Source organism: Tepidimonas thermarum, from assembly GCF_007556705.1.
GTDB classification, from domain to species: Bacteria; Pseudomonadota; Gammaproteobacteria; order Burkholderiales; family Burkholderiaceae_C; genus Tepidimonas; species Tepidimonas thermarum.
Genome location: NZ_VJOL01000053.1, coordinates 1 through 18,122 on the forward strand (window position 1 = coordinate 1; position 18,122 = coordinate 18,122).

The 18,122-nt window shown below is 67.0% G+C and carries 13 protein-coding genes and 2 tRNA genes; all 15 read right to left on the reverse strand.

Features of this window, described 5'->3' with window-relative positions; translation table 11 throughout:
* Positions 1 to 166: 166 nt before the first annotated feature.
* A tRNA-Phe gene (locus tag Tther_RS11070) sits at positions 167 to 242 on the reverse strand.
* Between the two features lie 45 nt (positions 243 to 287).
* The gene (locus Tther_RS11075) at positions 288 to 1,022 is read right to left on the reverse strand and encodes a response regulator (RefSeq protein ID WP_143903830.1); all 735 of its coding nucleotides are present in this window, start codon (positions 1,020 to 1,022) and stop codon (positions 288 to 290) included.
* A 9-nt stretch (positions 1,023 to 1,031) separates the two neighbouring features.
* Complete coding sequence (locus Tther_RS11080; RefSeq protein ID WP_143903832.1) at positions 1,032 to 3,332, reverse strand: sensor histidine kinase; 2,301 nt, start codon at positions 3,330 to 3,332, stop codon at positions 1,032 to 1,034.
* Positions 3,325 to 3,954 (reverse strand): DUF4390 domain-containing protein, encoded by a 630-nt coding sequence (locus tag Tther_RS11085; protein ID WP_185975078.1) that lies wholly within the window; start codon positions 3,952 to 3,954, stop codon positions 3,325 to 3,327. Before Tther_RS11085 ends, Tther_RS11080 begins: the two co-directional genes overlap by 8 nt.
* A gap of 49 nt (positions 3,955 to 4,003) precedes the next feature.
* Complete coding sequence (gene rsmB, locus Tther_RS11090) at positions 4,004 to 5,365, reverse strand: 16S rRNA (cytosine(967)-C(5))-methyltransferase RsmB (protein WP_425472826.1); 1,362 nt, start codon at positions 5,363 to 5,365, stop codon at positions 4,004 to 4,006.
* Between the two features lie 58 nt (positions 5,366 to 5,423).
* Positions 5,424 to 9,623 (reverse strand): DNA-directed RNA polymerase subunit beta', encoded by a 4,200-nt coding sequence (gene rpoC / locus Tther_RS11095; protein ID WP_143903838.1) that lies wholly within the window; start codon positions 9,621 to 9,623, stop codon positions 5,424 to 5,426.
* A gap of 23 nt (positions 9,624 to 9,646) precedes the next feature.
* Positions 9,647 to 13,762, reverse strand: coding sequence for a DNA-directed RNA polymerase subunit beta (gene rpoB, locus Tther_RS11100; RefSeq protein WP_143903840.1), 4,116 nt, complete (start codon positions 13,760 to 13,762; stop codon positions 9,647 to 9,649).
* A gap of 260 nt (positions 13,763 to 14,022) precedes the next feature.
* Positions 14,023 to 14,400, reverse strand: a complete 378-nt coding sequence (gene rplL, locus Tther_RS11105; protein WP_143903842.1) for a 50S ribosomal protein L7/L12 — start codon at positions 14,398 to 14,400, stop codon at positions 14,023 to 14,025.
* A 43-nt stretch (positions 14,401 to 14,443) separates the two neighbouring features.
* Positions 14,444 to 14,944 (reverse strand): 50S ribosomal protein L10, encoded by a 501-nt coding sequence (gene rplJ, locus Tther_RS11110; protein ID WP_143903844.1) that lies wholly within the window; start codon positions 14,942 to 14,944, stop codon positions 14,444 to 14,446.
* Between the two features lie 259 nt (positions 14,945 to 15,203).
* On the reverse strand, positions 15,204 to 15,905 hold the full coding sequence (gene rplA / locus Tther_RS11115; RefSeq protein WP_143903846.1) for a 50S ribosomal protein L1: 702 nt from the start codon (positions 15,903 to 15,905) through the stop codon (positions 15,204 to 15,206).
* Between the two features lies 1 nt (position 15,906).
* Entirely contained in the window at positions 15,907 to 16,338 is a 432-nt protein-coding gene (gene rplK, locus Tther_RS11120; protein ID WP_143903848.1) for a 50S ribosomal protein L11, read from the reverse strand.
* Between the two features lie 217 nt (positions 16,339 to 16,555).
* Complete coding sequence (gene nusG / locus Tther_RS11125) at positions 16,556 to 17,134, reverse strand: transcription termination/antitermination protein NusG (protein ID WP_143903850.1); 579 nt, start codon at positions 17,132 to 17,134, stop codon at positions 16,556 to 16,558.
* 2 nt (positions 17,135 to 17,136) lie between these two features.
* Positions 17,137 to 17,517, reverse strand: a complete 381-nt coding sequence (gene secE, locus Tther_RS11130; RefSeq protein WP_143903852.1) for a preprotein translocase subunit SecE — start codon at positions 17,515 to 17,517, stop codon at positions 17,137 to 17,139.
* 128 nt (positions 17,518 to 17,645) lie between these two features.
* Positions 17,646 to 17,721: transfer RNA gene (locus Tther_RS11135), tRNA-Trp, on the reverse strand.
* A 42-nt stretch (positions 17,722 to 17,763) separates the two neighbouring features.
* Positions 17,764 to 18,122: EF-Tu C-terminal domain-related protein (locus tag Tther_RS11140; RefSeq protein WP_484421950.1), on the reverse strand; the 359-nt coding region annotated here is incomplete at its 5' end.

The window sequence follows — 18,122 nt, forward strand, 5'->3', positions numbered from 1 at the left end:
CGCAGCTTCGCTCCACGCTTCCTCCCCACAATCGGTCACCCTCTTGCAGTTGCGCTTCGCTTCGTTCGCTGTGATCAACTTACGGGAGGACTTTCACCTCCAAGAGTGCGCCCGTGCCGGGCGCACAAGCAAAACGCCCAACCGGAGAGGGTTGGGCGTGGAATGGTGGTGGCCTGGGGCGGAATCGAACCACCGACACGCGGATTTTCAGTCCGCTGCTCTACCAACTGAGCTACCGGGCCAACGAAGTCCGCATTATAGCCAAACTGCGGGCGGTTTTGCGCCGCTTACGCTGCGTTGCGTTTGGCGCGCGAGAGGTCCACCCCCAGCTGTTTGAGCTTGCGGTAGAGGTGCGTGCGCTCCAGGCCCGACTTCTCGGCCACCCGGGTCATGGAGCCGTTCTCCTTGGCCAGGTGAAACTCGAAGTAGGCCTTCTCGAAGGCGTCACGCGCCTCGCGCAACGGCGCATCAAGGTCCAGCGTGTGCAGCCCGGCACCGGCCACCGGCACGGCTACCGCAGGGACCGCAACGGCCGTGTTGACGACGGCCGTCAGGGCACCCCCAGACGGCCCGCCGTTGGCCCCGACGGCCGCATTCGAGCCCACGGCCGCCGCGTGCGCGCCTGACGCCGTGCCGTGGGGCGCCGCCGGACGCGCCGCGCCACGGTTGAGGCCTTTGTCCACGGCTTGCAAGAGCTTTTGCAGCGTGATGGGTTTTTCCAAAAAGGCCATGGCGCCGATGCGCGTGGCCTCCACCGCGGTGTCGATGGTGGCGTGCCCGCTCATCATGATGACCGGCATGGTCAGCAGCCCGCTGGTGGCCCACTCCTTGAGCAGGGTCACGCCATCGGTGTCGGGCATCCAAATGTCCAGGAGCACGAGGTCCGGTGTGTAGCGGCGCCGATGGTCCCGGGCCTGGGCGGCGTTTTCGGCCAGCTCGACGGCGTGGCCTTCGTCGTTCAGGATTTCGAACAGCAGCTCACGTATGCCCAGCTCATCGTCGACGACCAGTATGTTTGCCATCGTCTGCCCTCACCCTTGACGCGGTGCCCCCTGTTGGATCTGTTGCATATTTACAACCCGGAATGATAACGACACTTGCGCGCCCACGATGCGGTCGCCTTCGCGGCGGTTGGCCAGCTCCACGCGCCCACCGTGTTCATCCATGATTTTTTTGACCACCGCCAGCCCCAGGCCCGTGCCCTTGGGCTTGGTGGTGACGTAGGGCTCGAACGCGCGCTGCAGGATCGCGTCGGGAAACCCCGGGCCGTCGTCGAGGACCTGCAACCGCACCCACTGCCCGTTGTCGGACAGGCGCGTGCGCAGGGTCACGCTGGCCTGTGGGTGTGCGGGCGTGGCGTCTTGCGCGTTTTGCACCAGGTTGTGCACGACCTGGCGCAGCTGTTGCGCATCGGCCCACACGGGGGGGCTGGCGGGGTCGAGCTCCAGCCGCACCGGCACCGGCGAGGCTTCGTACATCGCCACGATCTCACGCAGCAGCGGCCCCAAGTCCAGCGGCGCGGGTTGCGCCGCAGGCAGGCGGGCGTAGTCCCGGAATTCGTTGACCAGCCGTTTCATCGCCTCGACCTGGTCGACGATGGTCTTGACCGATTTTTGCAGCATGGCCAGCTCGCGGCCTTGCAGCACCGGCTCGAGCTTGAGCGCCAGGCGCTCGGCCGAGAGCTGGATGGGGGTGAGCGGGTTTTTGATTTCGTGCGCAAGCCGCCGCGCCACCTCGCCCCAGGCCTGGGCGCGCTGGGCGGAGATGAGGTCGCTGACGTCGTCGAGCACGAGCAGGCGGTCACCGCCGGGCAGCAGCGCACCGCGCGCAATCAGCGTGCGCGTCACCGAGGCGGGCCCCGGCCCGGCGCCCGTCGCCAGCTCGTACGATTGCTGCCAGTGCGCGCCCGGCGCATGCCCCTCGGCATCGGCCAAAAAATGCGCAAATTGGGTGTGCACCCAGTCGCCAAACGCTTGCAATCCTGGGACGGCGTCCAGAGGCTGGCCCAGGTGCGCGTCCAAGGCAACGCCAAGGATGCGCGCCGCCCCAGGGTTGGCGCTGCGCAAACGGCCTTCGGGCGTCATCACGACCACGCCGGTGGTGAGGTTGTCGAGCAGCGTTTGCAGGCTGGCGCGCGCGGCATCGACTTGTCGCATCGAGGTCTGCACGGCCTGCCGGGCGTCGGCCAGCTCCTGCGTCATGTGCGCAAAGGTGCGCGTCAGACCCGCCAGTTCGTCGCGCGCCGGCAGCGCCACCTTGGGGCGCAAGTCGCCACGCGCCACGTCGCGCATGCCTTCGGCCAGCAGCAACAACGGCCGCACCAACTGGTTGCCCAGCAACACCGCCAGCAACACCGCCCCGGCAACGGCCAAAAACAGCGCCAGCGTCAACGTGCCCAGGTACATGCTGCGCAGGCCGTCGCGCACCAGCACGCGTTCCTGATACTCGCGGTTGGCGGTCTGCACCGCCAGCGCATGCGCCACCAGGCCGGTGGGCAAGGGCGCCACGACCTGGACGTACAGGGGTTCAGCGCCAAAGGCCACACCACGCGCGGGCACCAGGGCCAGCACCTGCACCCGGGGCTGCGCCGCAAGCGGCACATCGTGCAGCGCATTGGGGTCGGCGAGGTTTTCCGCCTCTTCCAGGCCCTCGATCCAGGTCACCACGCGCTCCACGCGCACCCGCCGCAGCTGCGCAGGCGCGGGCCTGTCCGGCGCCAGCCGAAAGCGCGACGCCCCGGCGCTGGCCAGCGCGCGGCCCTGCGCGCTCCAGAGCACCACGTCGCTGGCGCCGAGCTGCTCGCGCCAGCGCTCCAGCACAACGCCTGCGGCCACATCGCTGCTGTCGGCCAGGCTGGCGGCCAGACTGCGGGTCTTGGCCGCCCAGTCGGCGCTGACGGTGTCCAGGGCGCTGCGTCCCAGCTCCACGCCGGCGCGCAGCGCCGTCTCCACGCGCGCATCGAACCAGGTTTCGATCGCCCGGTTGACGAACTGGTACGACACCAGGTAGATCAACGCCCCTGGCACCACGCCCACCAGGCCAAAGATGGCCGCCAACTTGAGCAACAGCCAGCTGCCAAAACGCCGCCGCCGCAACCGCACCACCAGCCGCGCCGCCAGCCATAGCAGCACCCCCGCCAACACCGCCGCCACGCCCAGGTTGAGCACGAGCAGCCGGCTGTAGGTCGCCGGCTGCACGGCGCGATGGTCGGTGGCCAGGGCCAGCAGGTAAAACAGCACCAGGCCAACCCCCAAGATGAACACCAGCGCCAGCGCCAAAAACCAGCGCAGGTGGCGCGCGCGCTGCGCGTCGCGGGTGTGGGCTTCACTCATCCGCGGGGCTCCCGCCGGGCGGGCCGTCCGCCGTGGTGGCCGCCGCCATCGGCAACACGGCGCGCCAGAGCACGGCGGCATCGTGGGCGGCCAGCGGCAGCAGCTGCAAGGGCCGCGGCAGCTGGCCGGTGTCGATGCGAAATTCCACGGCCAGCCGTTCATCCCCCTGCCACGCGGCAGGGGGTGCGACACGCCAGCGCTGCACCGTGCTGACCAGGGCCAGGGCCTCGGGCAGGGTGTCGATGGTGCGGTGCAGGCCCGGCGCCAGCGCGCCATCGCTGGCCACAGGCCCGTCGTGGACACTCAGGCGCCAGCGCTGGGTCAAGGGCTGAAAAACCAGCCGCACGACGCGCACCGCGCTCGCCAGCTGTTGATCGGTCCAGTACCAGCGGGGTCGGCGCAGTTCCGCACGCCAGACGAAGTGCAAGGGCACCCCGCGCCAGGCGGCGTCGGCCAAAGGCGCTGGCAACTCGAAAGGCACCCGCGCCGACAGGGTCAAACCTTCGGCACTGCGGTGCAGTTGCCAGCTCGGCGCGCTGGCATGGGGCGCATCCGCCTGGGCCGCGTGCGCCCCATCCACCGCCAGCGCGGCCCCGGCCAACACCGCGAGGGCCAGGCGCACACAGGCACGGCGGCGCACGCATGCCGGCGCCGCGCCGGCACACGGGGGTTCAGGCCTTGCCCAGCAAGGCGTAGAAAAAACCGTCCATGCCACGCCGCGCATTGTCGCCCATGGCGTGCGCGGACACGAAGCGCTCGCCCTGCCCTGTTGCGTCGGCCGCAATGCCGCCGGGCAGCAAGTGGCCCGGGGCGGGCAAGACACGCGCATCCGGGTGGCACGCGAGAAAATCGGCAACCACGTCGGCGCCCTCCGCCCGAAACACCGAGCAGGTGGCATAGAGCAGCCGCCCCCCGGGGGCCAACAGCGGCCACAGTGCCGCCAGCAGCCGGCGCTGCTCGGCCGCCAGGCGCGGCACGTCCTCGGCGCGGCGCAGCCAGCGCACGTCCGGGTGGCGGCGCACGATGCCCGAGGCGCTGCACGGCGCGTCGAGCAAGATGGCGTCGAACGGCCGCCCGTCCCACCAGCGCTGCGGGGTGCCGGCGTCGGCGGTGAGCACGCGCACCGACCCGTCCACGGACAGGCGCAGCCGACGCATCGTGTCGTGGATGCGCTGGGTGCGCGTTGCGTCGGCGTCGAGCGCCCACAGCTCGAGGTCGGCGCGCTCGAGCAAATGGGCGCTCTTGCCGCCTGGGGCGGCGCAGGCGTCGAGCACCCGCGCACCCGGCGGCAGGCCCTGCCCCAACAGCAGCGGGGCCGCCATCTGCGCCGCGCCGTCCTGCACCGATACCGCCCCGTCCGCCCACCCCGGCAGGCGCTCCACGGGCACGGCCTGGGCCAGCACCAGCCCGTCGTCGCCGATCGGATCGGCCAGCCAGCCCAAACGGGCGAGCTGCTCCTGGTAGGCGGCGCGGCTGCCCTGTCGGCGGTTGACACGCAGCACCATGGGCGCGGGCTGGTTGGCAGCCTCCAACGCGGCCGCCCAGTGGTCGGGGTGGTCGTGCTGCAGCCGCTGCACCCACCAGTCGGGGTGGTTCCAGCGCCCCAGCGGCGTGGCACGCACCTGCGCCAGCAAGGCGTCGCGCTCGCGCAGGAAGCGGCGCAAGCACGCGTTGACAAAGCCGGCGAGCGCGGGCGCACGCAGCGCCGGCAGCGCGCGCACAGCCTGATCGACCACCGTGTGGGGGGCGTAGCCCGTGCCGTCGATCAGCAATGCCAACGCAGCTTCCAACAGACCCGACACAGCCGGGGCCGGCGGGCGCCGGGCCAGCAGGCCCGCCAGCGCCAGCGTTTCGCCGCCGTGGCGCAGCGTCAGGAACACCAGCGCCTGCACCCCCGGGCGCAGCCGGGCGGGCACCGCCGGCAGCACGTCGGCCAGCGAGCGGCCCTGCCGCACGGCGGCCACCGCGCGCGCCACGGCAGCGAGTTGTTCAGACAGCGCGACCGGCGTTGCCATGGGATGTCCGTGAGGCATGAACAGCAAACCCCGGCCGGGGGTACCGGGCCGGGGTTCAGGGGGACGAGCGGTCGGTTTACTCCGCCGCGGCGTCGGCATCCAGGGCCGACGCCGACAGGGCATCGGCTTCGGCATTGGCGCGGCGCTCTTCCTCGTCCATGCGCTCCTTGGCACGGCGCGCCTCGTGGAACGCCATGCCGGTGCCCGCAGGGATGAGGCGGCCGACGATCACGTTTTCCTTCAGGCCACGCAGCTCGTCCTTCTTGCCCATGATCGCGGCTTCGGTGAGCACGCGCGTGGTTTCCTGGAAGGAGGCGGCGGAGATGAAGGAATCCGTCGACAGCGACGCCTTGGTGATGCCCAGCAGCAGGTTTTTGAAGGTCGCGGGCGTCTTGCCTTCGGCGCGCAGCGCGTCGTTGGTGTTGAGGATCTCGGAGCGCTCGACCTGCTCGCCGGCGATGTAGTGGCTGTCGCCGGGGTTGTCCACCTCGACGCGCCGCAGCATCTGGCGCACGATCACTTCGATGTGCTTGTCGTTGATCTTCACACCTTGCAGGCGGTAGACGTCCTGCACCTCATCGACGATGTAGCGCGCCAGCTCCTCGATGCCCAGCAGCCGCAGGATGTCTTGCGGATCGGCCGGCCCGTCGACGATGAGCTCGCCCTTGTTGACCACCTGGCCTTCGTGCACGAGGATGCTCTTTTCCTTGGGCACGAGCTCTTCCCAGACCTTGCCGTCCGGGTCGGTGATTTGCAGCCGCACCTTGCCCTTGGTTTCCTTGCCGAACGACACCGTGCCGGTGATCTCGGCCAGGATGCCCTTGTCCTTGGGCGAGCGGGCCTCGAACAGCTCGGCCACGCGCGGCAGACCGCCGGTGATGTCGCGCGTCTTTTGCCCTTCGACCGGGATGCGCGCCAGCACCTCGCCGGGGTGGATGGCCTGCCCGTCGCGCACCTGGATCAGCGCGCCCACCGGGAAGGTCACCGTCACCGCGTGGTCGGTGCCCGGAATCTTGACCTCCTTGCCCTCGGCGTCGATGAGCTTGACCTGCGGGCGCACGACCTTGGTGGCGCCACGGCGCTTGGGGTCGATGACCACCAGCGTCGACAGGCCCGTGACCTCGTCGACCTGCTTGGCCACCGTCAAGCCCTCTTCGACGTTTTCGAACTTCACCACACCGGCGAATTCGGTGATGATGGGGCGCGTCAGCGGATCCCAGTTGGCCAGGATGGTGCCGGCCGTGATGCGCTGGTCGGCCTTGACCGCCAGGATGGCGCCGTAGGGCACCTTGTGGCGCTCGCGCTCGCGGCCGTTGTCGTCGTGGATGATGATTTCGCCCGAGCGCGCGATGACCACCAGCTCGCCCTTGGCGTTGGTGACGTAGCGCATGGTGCTGTTGAAGCCCACCACGCCGTTGGACTTGGCCTCGACGCTGGAGGCCACCGCCGCACGCGACGCCGCCCCGCCGATGTGGAAGGTGCGCATGGTGAGCTGCGTGCCCGGCTCACCGATCGACTGCGCGGCGATGACGCCGATCGCCTCGCCGACGTTGACCAGGCCGCCGCGGCCCAGGTCGCGCCCGTAGCAGCGCGCGCACACGCCATAGCGCGTCTCGCAGGTCAGCACGGTGCGCACCCGCACCTCGTCGATGCCGGCCTGCTCGATCAGGTCCACCGCGTCCTCGTCGAGCATCTGGCCGGCCGCGACCAGCACGCGCTGCGTCTCGGGATCGACGATGTCCTCGGCCGTGGTGCGGCCCAGGATGCGCTCGCGCAGGCTCTCGATGACCTCGCCGCCCTCGACGATAGCACGCATCAGCGTGCCGTTGCTTGTGCCGCAGTCCTCCTCGGTCACCACCAGGTCCTGCGTCACGTCCACCAGGCGGCGCGTGAGGTAGCCGGAGTTGGCGGTCTTGAGCGCCGTGTCCGCCAAGCCCTTGCGTGCGCCGTGCGTCGAGATGAAGTACTGCAGCACGTTCAAGCCCTCGCGGAAGTTCGCGGTAATGGGCGTCTCGATGATCGAGCCATCCGGCTTGGCCATGAGGCCGCGCATGCCGGCGAGCTGGCGAATCTGCGCCGCCGAACCCCGCGCGCCCGAGTCGGCCATCATGTAGATGGAGTTGAACGACTCCTGCTCCACCTCGTTGCCGTGGCGGTCGATGACCTTCTCCTTCTTGAGGTGCTCCATCATCACCTTGGAGATTTCGTCACCGGCCTTGCCCCAGATGTCGACCACCTTGTTGTAGCGCTCACCCGCGGTCACCAGACCGGAGGCGTACTGCTGGGCGATTTCCTTGACCTCGGCTTCGGCGCGCTCGATGATGGCCTGCTTTTCGGCCGGCACCAGCATGTCGTCGATGCAGATGGAGATGCCCGCCTGCGTCGCCAGCCGGAAGCCGTTTTGCAGCAGCTTGTCGGCAAAGACCACCGTCTCCTTCAGGCCGCACTTGCGGAACGACGCGTTGATGAGCTTGGAGATTTCCTTCTTCTTGAGCGGCTTGTCGATGAGCTCGAAGGGCAACCCCTTGGGCAGGATTTGCGACAGCAGCGCACGGCCCACGGTGGTGTCGCGCAGCTTGGTCACCGGCTGCAGCGCGCCGGTTTCCTTGTCCTTGATCCACTCCGTCAGGCGCACGCTCACGCGGCTGGTCAGCTCCACCGCGCCAGCGTCCAGCGCGCGCTGCACCTCATCGACGTCGGCAAAGACCATGCCCTCGCCCTTGCCGTTGATGCGCTCGCGCGTGGCGTAGTACAGCCCCAGCACCACGTCCTGCGACGGCACGATCGAGGGCTCGCCGTTGGCGGGGAAGAGCACGTTGTTGGACGACAGCATCAGCACGCGCGCTTCCATCTGCGCCTCGATGGACAGCGGCACGTGCACGGCCATCTGGTCGCCGTCGAAGTCGGCGTTGAACGCGGCACACACCAGCGGGTGCAGCTGGATCGCCTTGCCTTCGATGAGCACCGGCTCGAACGCCTGGATGCCCAGGCGGTGCAGCGTGGGCGCCCGGTTGAGCAGCACCGGGTGCTCCTTGATGACGTCTTCCAGGATGTCCCACACCACCGGCGTGCCGGCCTCGACCTCTTTCTTGGCCGCCTTGATGGTGGTGGCAATGCCCATCTGCTCCAGCCGCGCGAAGATGAACGGCTTGAACAGCTCGAGCGCCATCAGCTTGGGCAGACCGCACTGGTGCAGCTTGAGCGTGGGGCCCACCACGATCACCGAACGGCCCGAGTAGTCCACGCGCTTGCCCAGCAGGTTCTGGCGGAAGCGCCCGCTCTTGCCCTTGATCATGTCGGCCAGCGACTTGAGCGCGCGCTTGTTGGCGCCGGTCATCGCCTTGCCGCGGCGGCCGTTGTCGAGCAGGCTGTCGACGGCTTCCTGCAGCATGCGCTTTTCGTTGCGCGCGATGATTTCGGGCGCCTTGAGCTCGAGCAAGCGCTTGAGGCGGTTGTTGCGGTTGATGACGCGCCGGTACAGGTCGTTGAGGTCCGAGGTGGCAAAGCGCCCGCCGTCGAGCGGCACCAGCGGACGCAGGTCCGGCGGCAGCACCGGCAGCACCTCCAGGATCATCCACTCGGGCTTGATGCCGGACTTCTTGAACGCTTCGAGCACCTTCAGGCGCTTGGCGTTTTTCTTGACCTTCATCTCCGAGCCGGTCAGGTCGTTGCGCAGCTTCTCGATCTCGGTGTCGAGGTCGATGCTCTGCAGCAGCTCCTTGATGCCTTCGGCGCCCATTTTGGCGACGAATTCATCGCCGTATTCGCGGCGCTTGGCGTCGTAGTCGTCCTCGGACATGATGCTGAACTTCTTCAGCGGCGTCATGCCGGGGTCCACCACCACATAGGCCTCGAAGTACAGCACGCGCTCGATGTCGCGCAGCGTCATGTCGAGCACCAGGCCCAGGCGGCTGGGCAGCGACTTCAGGAACCAGATGTGCGCGCAGGGTGCGGCCAGCTCGATGTGCCCCATGCGCTCGCGGCGCACCTTGGTCTGCGTCACTTCGACGCCGCACTTCTCGCAGATCACCCCGCGGTGCTTGAGGCGCTTGTACTTGCCGCACAGGCACTCGTAGTCCTTGATGGGGCCAAAGATCTTGGCGCAAAACAGACCGTCGCGCTCGGGCTTGAAGGTGCGGTAGTTGATGGTCTCGGGCTTTTTGACCTCACCGAACGACCACGACCGGATCTTCTCAGGCGAAGCCAGACCGATCTTGATGGCGTCGAAGTGCTCGTCGGGCGTGAACTGCTTGAACAGGTCGAGCAAGGATTTCATGGCTACGTCCTCGATTTAGCGCTTCAGTTGCGTTCCAGCTCGATGTCGATACCGAGCGAGCGAATTTCCTTGACCAGCACGTTGAACGACTCCGGCATGCCGGCGTCGATCGCGTGCTCGCCCTTGACGATGCTTTCGTACACCTTGGTGCGGCCCTGCACGTCGTCGGACTTGACGGTGAGCATCTCCTGCAGCACGTAGGACGCGCCGTAGGCCTCCAGCGCCCAGACTTCCATCTCGCCAAAGCGCTGACCGCCAAACTGCGCCTTGCCGCCCAGCGGCTGCTGCGTGACCAGCGAGTACGGGCCGGTCGAGCGCGCGTGCATCTTGTCGTCCACCAGGTGGTGCAGCTTGAGGTAGTGCATGTAGCCCACGGTGGTCTTGCGCTCCAGCGGATCGCCGGTGCGGCCGTCGTAGAGCTGGGCCTGAGTGCGCGACTCGGTCAGCCCCTTGGCCTTGGCAACGTCGTCCGGATAGGCCAGGCGCAGCATGGCGCGGATCTGCTCTTCGCTGGCACCGTCGAACACCGGCGAGGCAAACGGCACGCCCTTGGTGAGCTCGCGCGCCATGGCGACGATCTCGTCGTCCGACAGGTCGTCAAGGTTTTCCTTGCGGCCGGTGGAGTTGTAGATCGTGTCGAGGAAGCGGCGCAGCTCGGCCACGTCGGCCTGGCGCTGCAGCATCTCGCCGATGCGCTCGCCCAGCCCCTTGGCAGCCCAGCCCAGGTGGACCTCGAGCACCTGCCCGATGTTCATGCGCGAGGGCACGCCCAGCGGGTTGAGCACGATGTCCACCGGCGTACCGTCGGCCATGTAGGGCATGTCCTCGACCGGCACGATCTTGGACACCACGCCCTTGTTGCCGTGGCGGCCGGCCATCTTGTCGCCGGGCTGCAGACGGCGCTTGACGGCCAGATAGACCTTGACCATCTTGAGCACGCCCGCGGGCAGCTCATCGCCCTGGGTCAGCTTGCGGCGCTTTTCCTCGAACGCCAGGTCGAAGCTGTGGCGCGTGGCTTCCAGCGCGTTCTTGATCGACTCCATCTGCGCGGCCAGGTCGTCGTCGGCGACGCGGATGTCGAACCAGTGGTGCTTGTCCACCTCGGCCAGGTATTCCTTGGTCAGCACCGTGCCCTTGGCCAGCTTCTTCGGCCCGCCGTTGGCGGTCTTGCCAATCAGCAGCTTTTCCAGGCGGTCGTAGGCATCGGCCTCGACGATGCGCAGCTGGTCATTCAGGTCCAGACGGTAGCGCTTGAGCTCGTCGTCGATGATCTGCTGCGCCCGCTTGTCGCGCTGGATGCCTTCGCGCGTGAAGACCTGCACATCGATCACCGTGCCCTGCGAGCCCTGCTCGACGCGCAACGAGGTGTCCTTCACGTCGGAGGCCTTCTCGCCGAAGATGGCGCGCAGCAGTTTTTCCTCGGGCGTCAGCGTGGTCTCGCCCTTGGGCGTGACCTTGCCCACCAGCACGTCGCCGGGCTGCACCTCGGCACCCACGTAGATGATGCCCGACTCGTCCAGGCGGTTGAGCTGCTGCTCCGACAGGTTGGGGATGTCGCGCGTGATTTCCTCCGGCCCGAGCTTGGTGTCGCGCGCCATGACCACCAGCTCCTCGATGTGGATGCTGGTGTAGCGCTCCTCGGCCACCACCTTCTCGGAAATCAGGATCGAGTCCTCGAAGTTGTAGCCGTTCCAGGGCATGAAGGCGATCAGCATGTTTTGGCCGATCGAGATCTCGCCCAGGTCGGTGGAGGCGCCGTCGGCGATCACGGCACCCTTGTGGATGCGCTCGCCCTTCTTGACGATCGGGCGCTGGTGGATGTTGGTGTTCTGGTTGGAGCGCTGGTACTTGATCAGGTTGTAGATGTCCACGCCCACTTCACCGGCCACCGCCTCGTCGTCGTTGACGCGGATGACGATGCGGTTGGCATCGACGTAGTCCACCACGCCGCCGCGCTTGGCCACCACCACGGTGCCCGAGTCGATCGCCGCCACGCGCTCGATGCCAGTGCCCACCAGCGGCTTTTCCGGCCGCAGCACGGGCACGGCCTGGCGCGACATGTTGGCGCCCATGAGCGCGCGGTTGGCGTCGTCGTGCTCCAGGAACGGCACCAGCGAGGCCGCCACCGACACGATCTGCGCCGGCGAAACGTCCATGTACTGCACGCGGTCGGGCGTGGTCAGGATCGATTCGCCCTTCTCACGCGCCGACACCAGCTCGCCCACCAGCCGGCCCTCCGCATCGAGCTCGGCGTTGGCCTGCGCGATGATGTATTTGCCCTCTTCGATGGCCGACAGGTAGTCGATCTGGTTGGTCACCTTGCCATCGATCACGCGGCGGTACGGCGTTTCGATGAAGCCGTATTCGTTGAGGCGCGCGTAGAGCGCCAGCGAGTTGATCAGGCCAATGTTGGGGCCTTCGGGCGTTTCGATCGGGCACACACGGCCGTAGTGCGTGACGTGCACGTCGCGCACCTCGAAGCCGGCGCGCTCGCGCGTCAGACCGCCCGGGCCCAGGGCCGAGACGCGGCGCTTGTGCGTGATCTCGGCCAGCGGGTTGGTCTGGTCCATGAACTGCGACAGCTGCGACGCGCCGAAGAACTCCTTGAGCGCCGCGGAAATCGGCTTGGAGTTGATCAGGTCGTGCGGCATCAGCGGCTCTTGCTCGGCCTGGCCCAGGCGCTCCTTGACCGCCTTTTCGATGCGCGCCAGGCCGGTGCGGTACTGGTTTTCGGCCAGCTCGCCCACGCAGCGCACGCGGCGGTTGCCCAGGTGGTCGATGTCGTCCACCTCGCCCTTGCCGTTGCGCAAGTCCACGAAGATCTTGACCACGGCCATGATGTCCTCGTTGGTCAGGACCATCGGGCCTTCCGGCGTGTCGCGGCCCACGCGGGCGTTGAACTTCATGCGCCCGACGCGCGACAGGTCGTAGGTCTCCGGGTTGTAGAACAGGCGGTGGAACAGCGCCTGCACCGCGTCCTCGGTGGGCGGCTCGCCGGGGCGCATCATGCGGTAGATCGCCACACGGGCGGCAAACTCATCGGCCGTCTCGTCGATGCGCAGCGTCTGGCTGATGTAGGGGCCCTGGTCGAGCTCGTTGGTGTAGATGCAGGGCAGCTCCTGCACGCCGGCGGCGCGCAGCTTCTTGAGCAGCGTCTCGGTCAGCTCGTCGTTGGCACGGGCGATGATTTCGCCCGTGTCCGGATCGACGATGTTCTTGGCCACCACGCGGCCGATCAGGTAGTCCTCCGGCACGCTGATGTGGGTGGTGCCGGCCTGCTCGAGCTCGCGCACGTGGCGCGCGGTGATGCGCTTGTCCTTGGCCACGACCACCTTGCCGTTGGCGTCGGTGATGTCAAAGCGTGCCACCTCGCCCTTGAGGCGCTCGGGCACGAAGGCCATGAGCGCGCCGCTGTCCATCAGGCGGAAGTGGTCGTTGACGTAGAAGTTGGCCAGGATCGCTTCCGGCGTCAGGCCAATGGCCTTGAGCAGGATGGTCACCGGCATCTTGCGGCGGCGGTCGACGCGGAAGTACAGCAGGTCCTTGGGGTCGAACTCGAAGTCCAGCCACGAACCGCGGTAGGGGATGATGCGCGCCGAAAACAGCAGCTTGCCCGAGCTGTGGGTCTTGCCCTTGTCGTGCTCGAAAAACACACCGGGCGAGCGGTGCAGCTGGCTGACGATCACGCGCTCGGTGCCGTTGATGATGAAGGAGCCCTTGTCGGTCATCAGGGGCACTTCGCCCATGTAGACCTCTTGCTCCTTGACCTCTTTGACCACCTTGGACTGCGGGGTCGAGGCCTCGCGGTCGTAGATGATGAGCTGCACGCGCGCGCGCACCGCCGAGGCATAGGTCAGGCCGCGCGTTTGGCACTCGCGCACGTCGAACACCGGCTTGCCCAGCGTGTACTCGACGAACTTCATCTCCACGAAGCCGTTGTGCGACACGATCGGGAAGGCCGACTCGAACGCCGCTTGCAGGCCAACCGGCTTGCGCTCGCGCGGCGGCACATCGGCCTGCAAAAACGCGGTGTACGCGTCTTTTTGCATCTGCAGCAGGTAGGGGATTTCCAACACGCTGTCGCGGCTGCCAAAGCTCTTGCGGATGCGCTTGCGTTCGGTGTAGGAATAGTGGGCCATGAGATCTCCGGGCTTGAGGTCTGCGGCGACTGGGCGGTGCGCACCGGCGGTGCGCCCGTGGGGATTCTTGGCGACCGGCCCCTACCGGTCTCTGGGCGGACGGCCCGCGCGGCGCGCGCAGGCCCGAACCAAGCGGTCTTGCTGCAGTCGGGGTCAGAAGACACGGCAAAACGGTTGTGGCAACCGCTTTGCCGTGCGCTCTGCAAGCGGCAAAGGCTGGAGGCCCCAGCAGGCACTCCAGCCCTTGACGGTCGAGCCGATTACTTGAGTTCGGCCTTGGCGCCGGCTTCTTCCAGCTTCTTCTTGGCGGCTTCGGCGTCGGCCTTGGGCATGCCTTCCTTGACGGTCTTGGGCGCGCCATCGACCAGGTCCTTGGCTTCCTTGAGGCCCAGGCCGGTAATTTCGCGCACGGCCTTGATCACGCCAACCTTGTTCGAACCGGCTTCCTTGAGGATCAGGTCGAACTCGGTCTTTTCTTCGGCGGCCGGAGCGGCAGCACCACCGCCCGCAGCGGCCGGGGCGGCCATCGCCGCGGCGCTGACGCCAAACTTCTCTTCAATCGCCTTGACCAGGTCGTTGAGCTCCATCACCGTCATGGTGTCCAGAGCGGCCAGGAATGCGTCTTTATCGAATGCCATGATGATTTCCTAGATACGGTTGAATGGGGGACGATGGGCCGGATCAGGCGGGCTGCGCCTCGCCCTTTTGCTCGGCCAGGGCCGCCACGACGCGCGCCAGGCGGGACACCGGCGACTGCATGAGGCCCAGCAACTGCGACAGCAGCACTTCCTTGGAGGGAATGCTCGCCAGCGATTTGACGCCGTTGACATCGAGCGGCTTGCCGGCATAGACACCGCCGCGCAGGACCATCTTGTCGTTGGTCTTGGCGAACTCGACCACCACTTTCGCGGCGGCCACGGCGTCTTCCGAGAAGCCGTAGATGAGCGGACCGGTCATCTGCTCGACGGCGACCTCGAAGGGCGTGCCAGCGACGGCGCGCCGCGCCAGGGTGTTCTTCAGCACGCTGAGCGACACCCCGGCCTTGCGGGCCTCGACACGCAACTTCGTGAGGTCTGCCACCGTGATGCCGCGGTACTCGGCCATCACCAGCGTCTGCGCTTTGGCGGCGAGCGCCGACACCTCGTCGATGACGGCTTGCTTCTCACTGCGGTTCAGACTCAAGGTTGACTCCTTCAAAACACAACCCCATCGGGGGTTGCGCACCGGTTGCAGCGATCAACCGTTTCTGGAAACCGCACCGGTTGCCCCGGCACCCGATTCCATCCGCGGCGGGATCGCCATCTGCGCTGGCTGCCCGGGTGGGGCATTTAGGCGGGCCGCAACCCGCACCAGCGGTCTTGGATGGCTCCCCGGCCCGAGGGCCGGAGACCCACCTCCCGACCGCGGCGCAACAACGCTTGCGCCGCAGCCGTCATACCACTCAACCCGCCACCGAGATGGTTTGCGGATCGACACGCACCCCGACCCCCATGGTCGAGGACACCGCGACTTTGCGCAGGTATTGCCCCTTGGCCGCGGCCGGCTTGGCCTTGTTGAGCGCCTCGATCAGCGCAGCCAGGTTGCCCTGCAGCTTGTCGGTGTCGAACGAACGGCGGCCAATCGTGGTGTGCACGATGCCGGCCTTGTCGACGCGGAACTGCACCTGACCCGCCTTGGCGTTGCGCACCGCGGCGGCGACATCCGGCGTCACCGTCCCGACCTTGGGGTTGGGCATCAAGCCGCGCGGACCCAGAATCTGGCCGAGCTGGCCGACCACGCGCATCGCATCGGGCGCGGCGATCACGACATCGAAGTCGATGTTGCCCGCCTTGACCTGGGCCGCCAGATCGTCGAAGCCGACGATGTCCGCGCCCGCGGCCTTGGCCTCTTCGGCCTTGGCGCCTTGCGCAAACACGGCGACGCGCTTGGTTTTGCCGGTGCCGTTGGGCAGCACCACCGCACCGCGCACCACCTGGTCCGACTTGCGCGGATCGACGCCGAGCTGCACCGCCACGTCCACCGACTCATCGAACTTGGCGGTGGCGCATTCCTTGACGATGGCCAGCGCCTCGTTGACGGGGTACAGCTTGGTCGAATCGACCTTGCCCTGCAGGGCCTTTTGCTTCTTGGTCAGCTTCGCCATGTCAGACACCCTCCACGATCACGCCCATCGAACGGGCCGAACCCGCGATGGTCTTGACCGCCGCCTCGAGGTCGGCCGCGGTCATGTCCTTCATCTTGGCCTTGGCGATTTCTTCGAGCTGGGCTCGGGTGATCTTGCCGACCTTTTGCGCGTGCGGCTTGGACGAACCCTTGTCGAGCTTGATCGCCTTCTTGATCAGGGTCGTCGCCGGCGGCGTCTTGATGACGAAGGTGAAGCTCTTGTCCGCGTAGGCGGTGATCACCACCGGCAGCGGCAAGCCAGGCTCGACACCCTGGGTCTGGGCGTTGAACGCCTTGCAGAACTCCATGATGTTGAGGCCGCGCTGACCCAGCGCCGGACCAATCGGGGGAGAGGGGTTGGCTTTACCCGCTGGCACTTGCAGCTTGATGAAGCCGACAATTTTCTTGGCCATGTCTGTGTTGCTCCTGCGAGTTCGAGCGGTGCGCCGCCATCTGGCACCCACGCACCTCCTCGCGCGAAGACCCGGTGGTTTACCGCACCCGGCGCTCGCTTGCCGCGCCGCCTGCTGCGCCCGCCGTCGCCGAGCCGACCTCGACAGCGGAAAGCCCGCACCTACGGCGCGGGCCAGTGAACTAAGTATTATACCAACTTTAGGTGGCGGCGTGTGATCAGGTTTTTTCGACCTGGTTGAACTCCAGCTCCACCGGGGTGGCGCGACCAAAGATCGTCACCGACACGCGCAGCTTGTTCTTCTCGTAGTTGACCTCTTCGACCGTGCCGTTGAAGTCGGCGAACGGGCCTTCCTTGACGCGCACCAGCTCGCCGATTTCGAACTCGACCTTGTGGCGCGGCTTGTCGGCGCCCTCTTGCATTTGGCCGATGATTTTTTGCACCTCCTCTTCGGAGATGGGTGTGGGCCGGTTGCGCGCGCCACCCACGAAGCCGGTCACCTTGCTGGTGTTTTTGACCAGGTGCCAGGTGTCGTCGTCCATGACCATTTCCACCAGCACGTAGCCGGGGAAGAACTTGCGCTCGGTGGTGCGCTTGACGCCGTTTTTGATCTCGACCACTTCTTCGGTCGGCACCAGGATGCGCCCGAACTTGTGCTGCATGCCGGCGCGCTGCACGCGCTCGAGGATGTTGCGCTCGGCCGCCTTTTCCATGCCGGAGTAGGCGTGCACGACATACCAGCGCATGCCCTCGGCAGGGGTCGCGCTCATCGGCGCTGCCGCGTTCGTCTCGCTCATATTCACCTCCAACCCAGGATCAGGCCGTAGAGGACCCACTCCAGGAGCTTGTCCGTCAGCCACAGAAACAGCGCCATGACCACCACGAACGCAAACACGTAGGCCGTCATCTGAACGGCCTCTTTGCGCGTGGGCCAGACGACTTTCTTGACTTCCTTGATGGCGTCGCGCCCAAAGCCGATCAGGCGCTGGCCGGGCGTGGCGGTGGCGCCGATCCCCAGCGCCACGGCGATCGCGACCAACAGCGCGGCCCATTGCGCCCAGGCACCTTGTCCGCCCAACCCATAAAAGCCCACGAACCCGAGCAGGACGCACAAAGCAGCAGCCGCCAACTTGGCCTTGTCCGCGCCCGTGCCGACGGTTTCGACATCCGTTGAGGCCATTGTCCCCACACCTTCACAAGCTTGCGTTGCGCCACCCGTGCGGCGCACCAGAAACACAAGCCCGCTGCGGTCCGAAGACACGGGCGGGCTTGATCGACATCACCGGCAATCTGACGCCAATCACCGGTTGGCAGGGGCAGAGGGAATCGAACCCCCAACCTTCGGTTTTGGAGACCGACGCTCTGCCAATTGAGCTATACCCCTACAGCGACCGCCCCGGGGAGGACGGTCACGCCAAACTCAGACTCACTCGATGATCTTGGAGACCACGCCGGCGCCGACGGTGCGGCCGCCTTCGCGGATCGCAAAGCGCAGACCTTCTTCCATCGCGATCGGGGCGATCAGCTTGACCGTGATGGTCACGTTGTCGCCCGGCATCACCATCTCCTTGTCCTTGGGCAGCTCGATGGCGCCGGTGACGTCGGTGGTGCGGAAGTAAAACTGCGGCCGGTAGTTGTTGAAGAACGGGGTGTGGCGCCCGCCTTCTTCCTTGCTCAGCACGTAGACCTCACCGGTGAAGTGGGTGTGCGGCGTGATCGAGCCGGGCTTGGCCAGCACTTGGCCGCGCTCGACTTCTTCGCGCTTGGTGCCGCGCAGCAAGATGC

Bases quoted from the DNA above. Each gene is read 5' to 3' on its own strand.
- Tther_RS11075 (WP_143903830.1), bottom strand. From the start codon at position 1,022: ATGGCAAACATACTGGTCGTCGACGATGAGCTGGGCATACGTGAGCTG.
- Tther_RS11080 (WP_143903832.1), bottom strand. From the start codon at position 3,332: ATGAGTGAAGCCCACACCCGCGACGCGCAGCGCGCGCGCCACCTGCGC.
- rsmB (WP_425472826.1), bottom strand. From the start codon at position 5,365: ATGCCTCACGGACATCCCATGGCAACGCCGGTCGCGCTGTCTGAACAA.
- rpoC (WP_143903838.1), bottom strand. From the start codon at position 9,623: ATGAAATCCTTGCTCGACCTGTTCAAGCAGTTCACGCCCGACGAGCAC.
- rpoB (WP_143903840.1), bottom strand. From the start codon at position 13,762: ATGGCCCACTATTCCTACACCGAACGCAAGCGCATCCGCAAGAGCTTT.
- rplL (WP_143903842.1), bottom strand. From the start codon at position 14,400: ATGGCATTCGATAAAGACGCATTCCTGGCCGCTCTGGACACCATGACG.
- rplA (WP_143903846.1), bottom strand. From the start codon at position 15,905: ATGGCGAAGCTGACCAAGAAGCAAAAGGCCCTGCAGGGCAAGGTCGAT.
- rplK (WP_143903848.1), bottom strand. From the start codon at position 16,338: ATGGCCAAGAAAATTGTCGGCTTCATCAAGCTGCAAGTGCCAGCGGGT.
- nusG (WP_143903850.1), bottom strand. From the start codon at position 17,134: ATGAGCGAGACGAACGCGGCAGCGCCGATGAGCGCGACCCCTGCCGAG.
- secE (WP_143903852.1), bottom strand. From the start codon at position 17,517: ATGGCCTCAACGGATGTCGAAACCGTCGGCACGGGCGCGGACAAGGCC.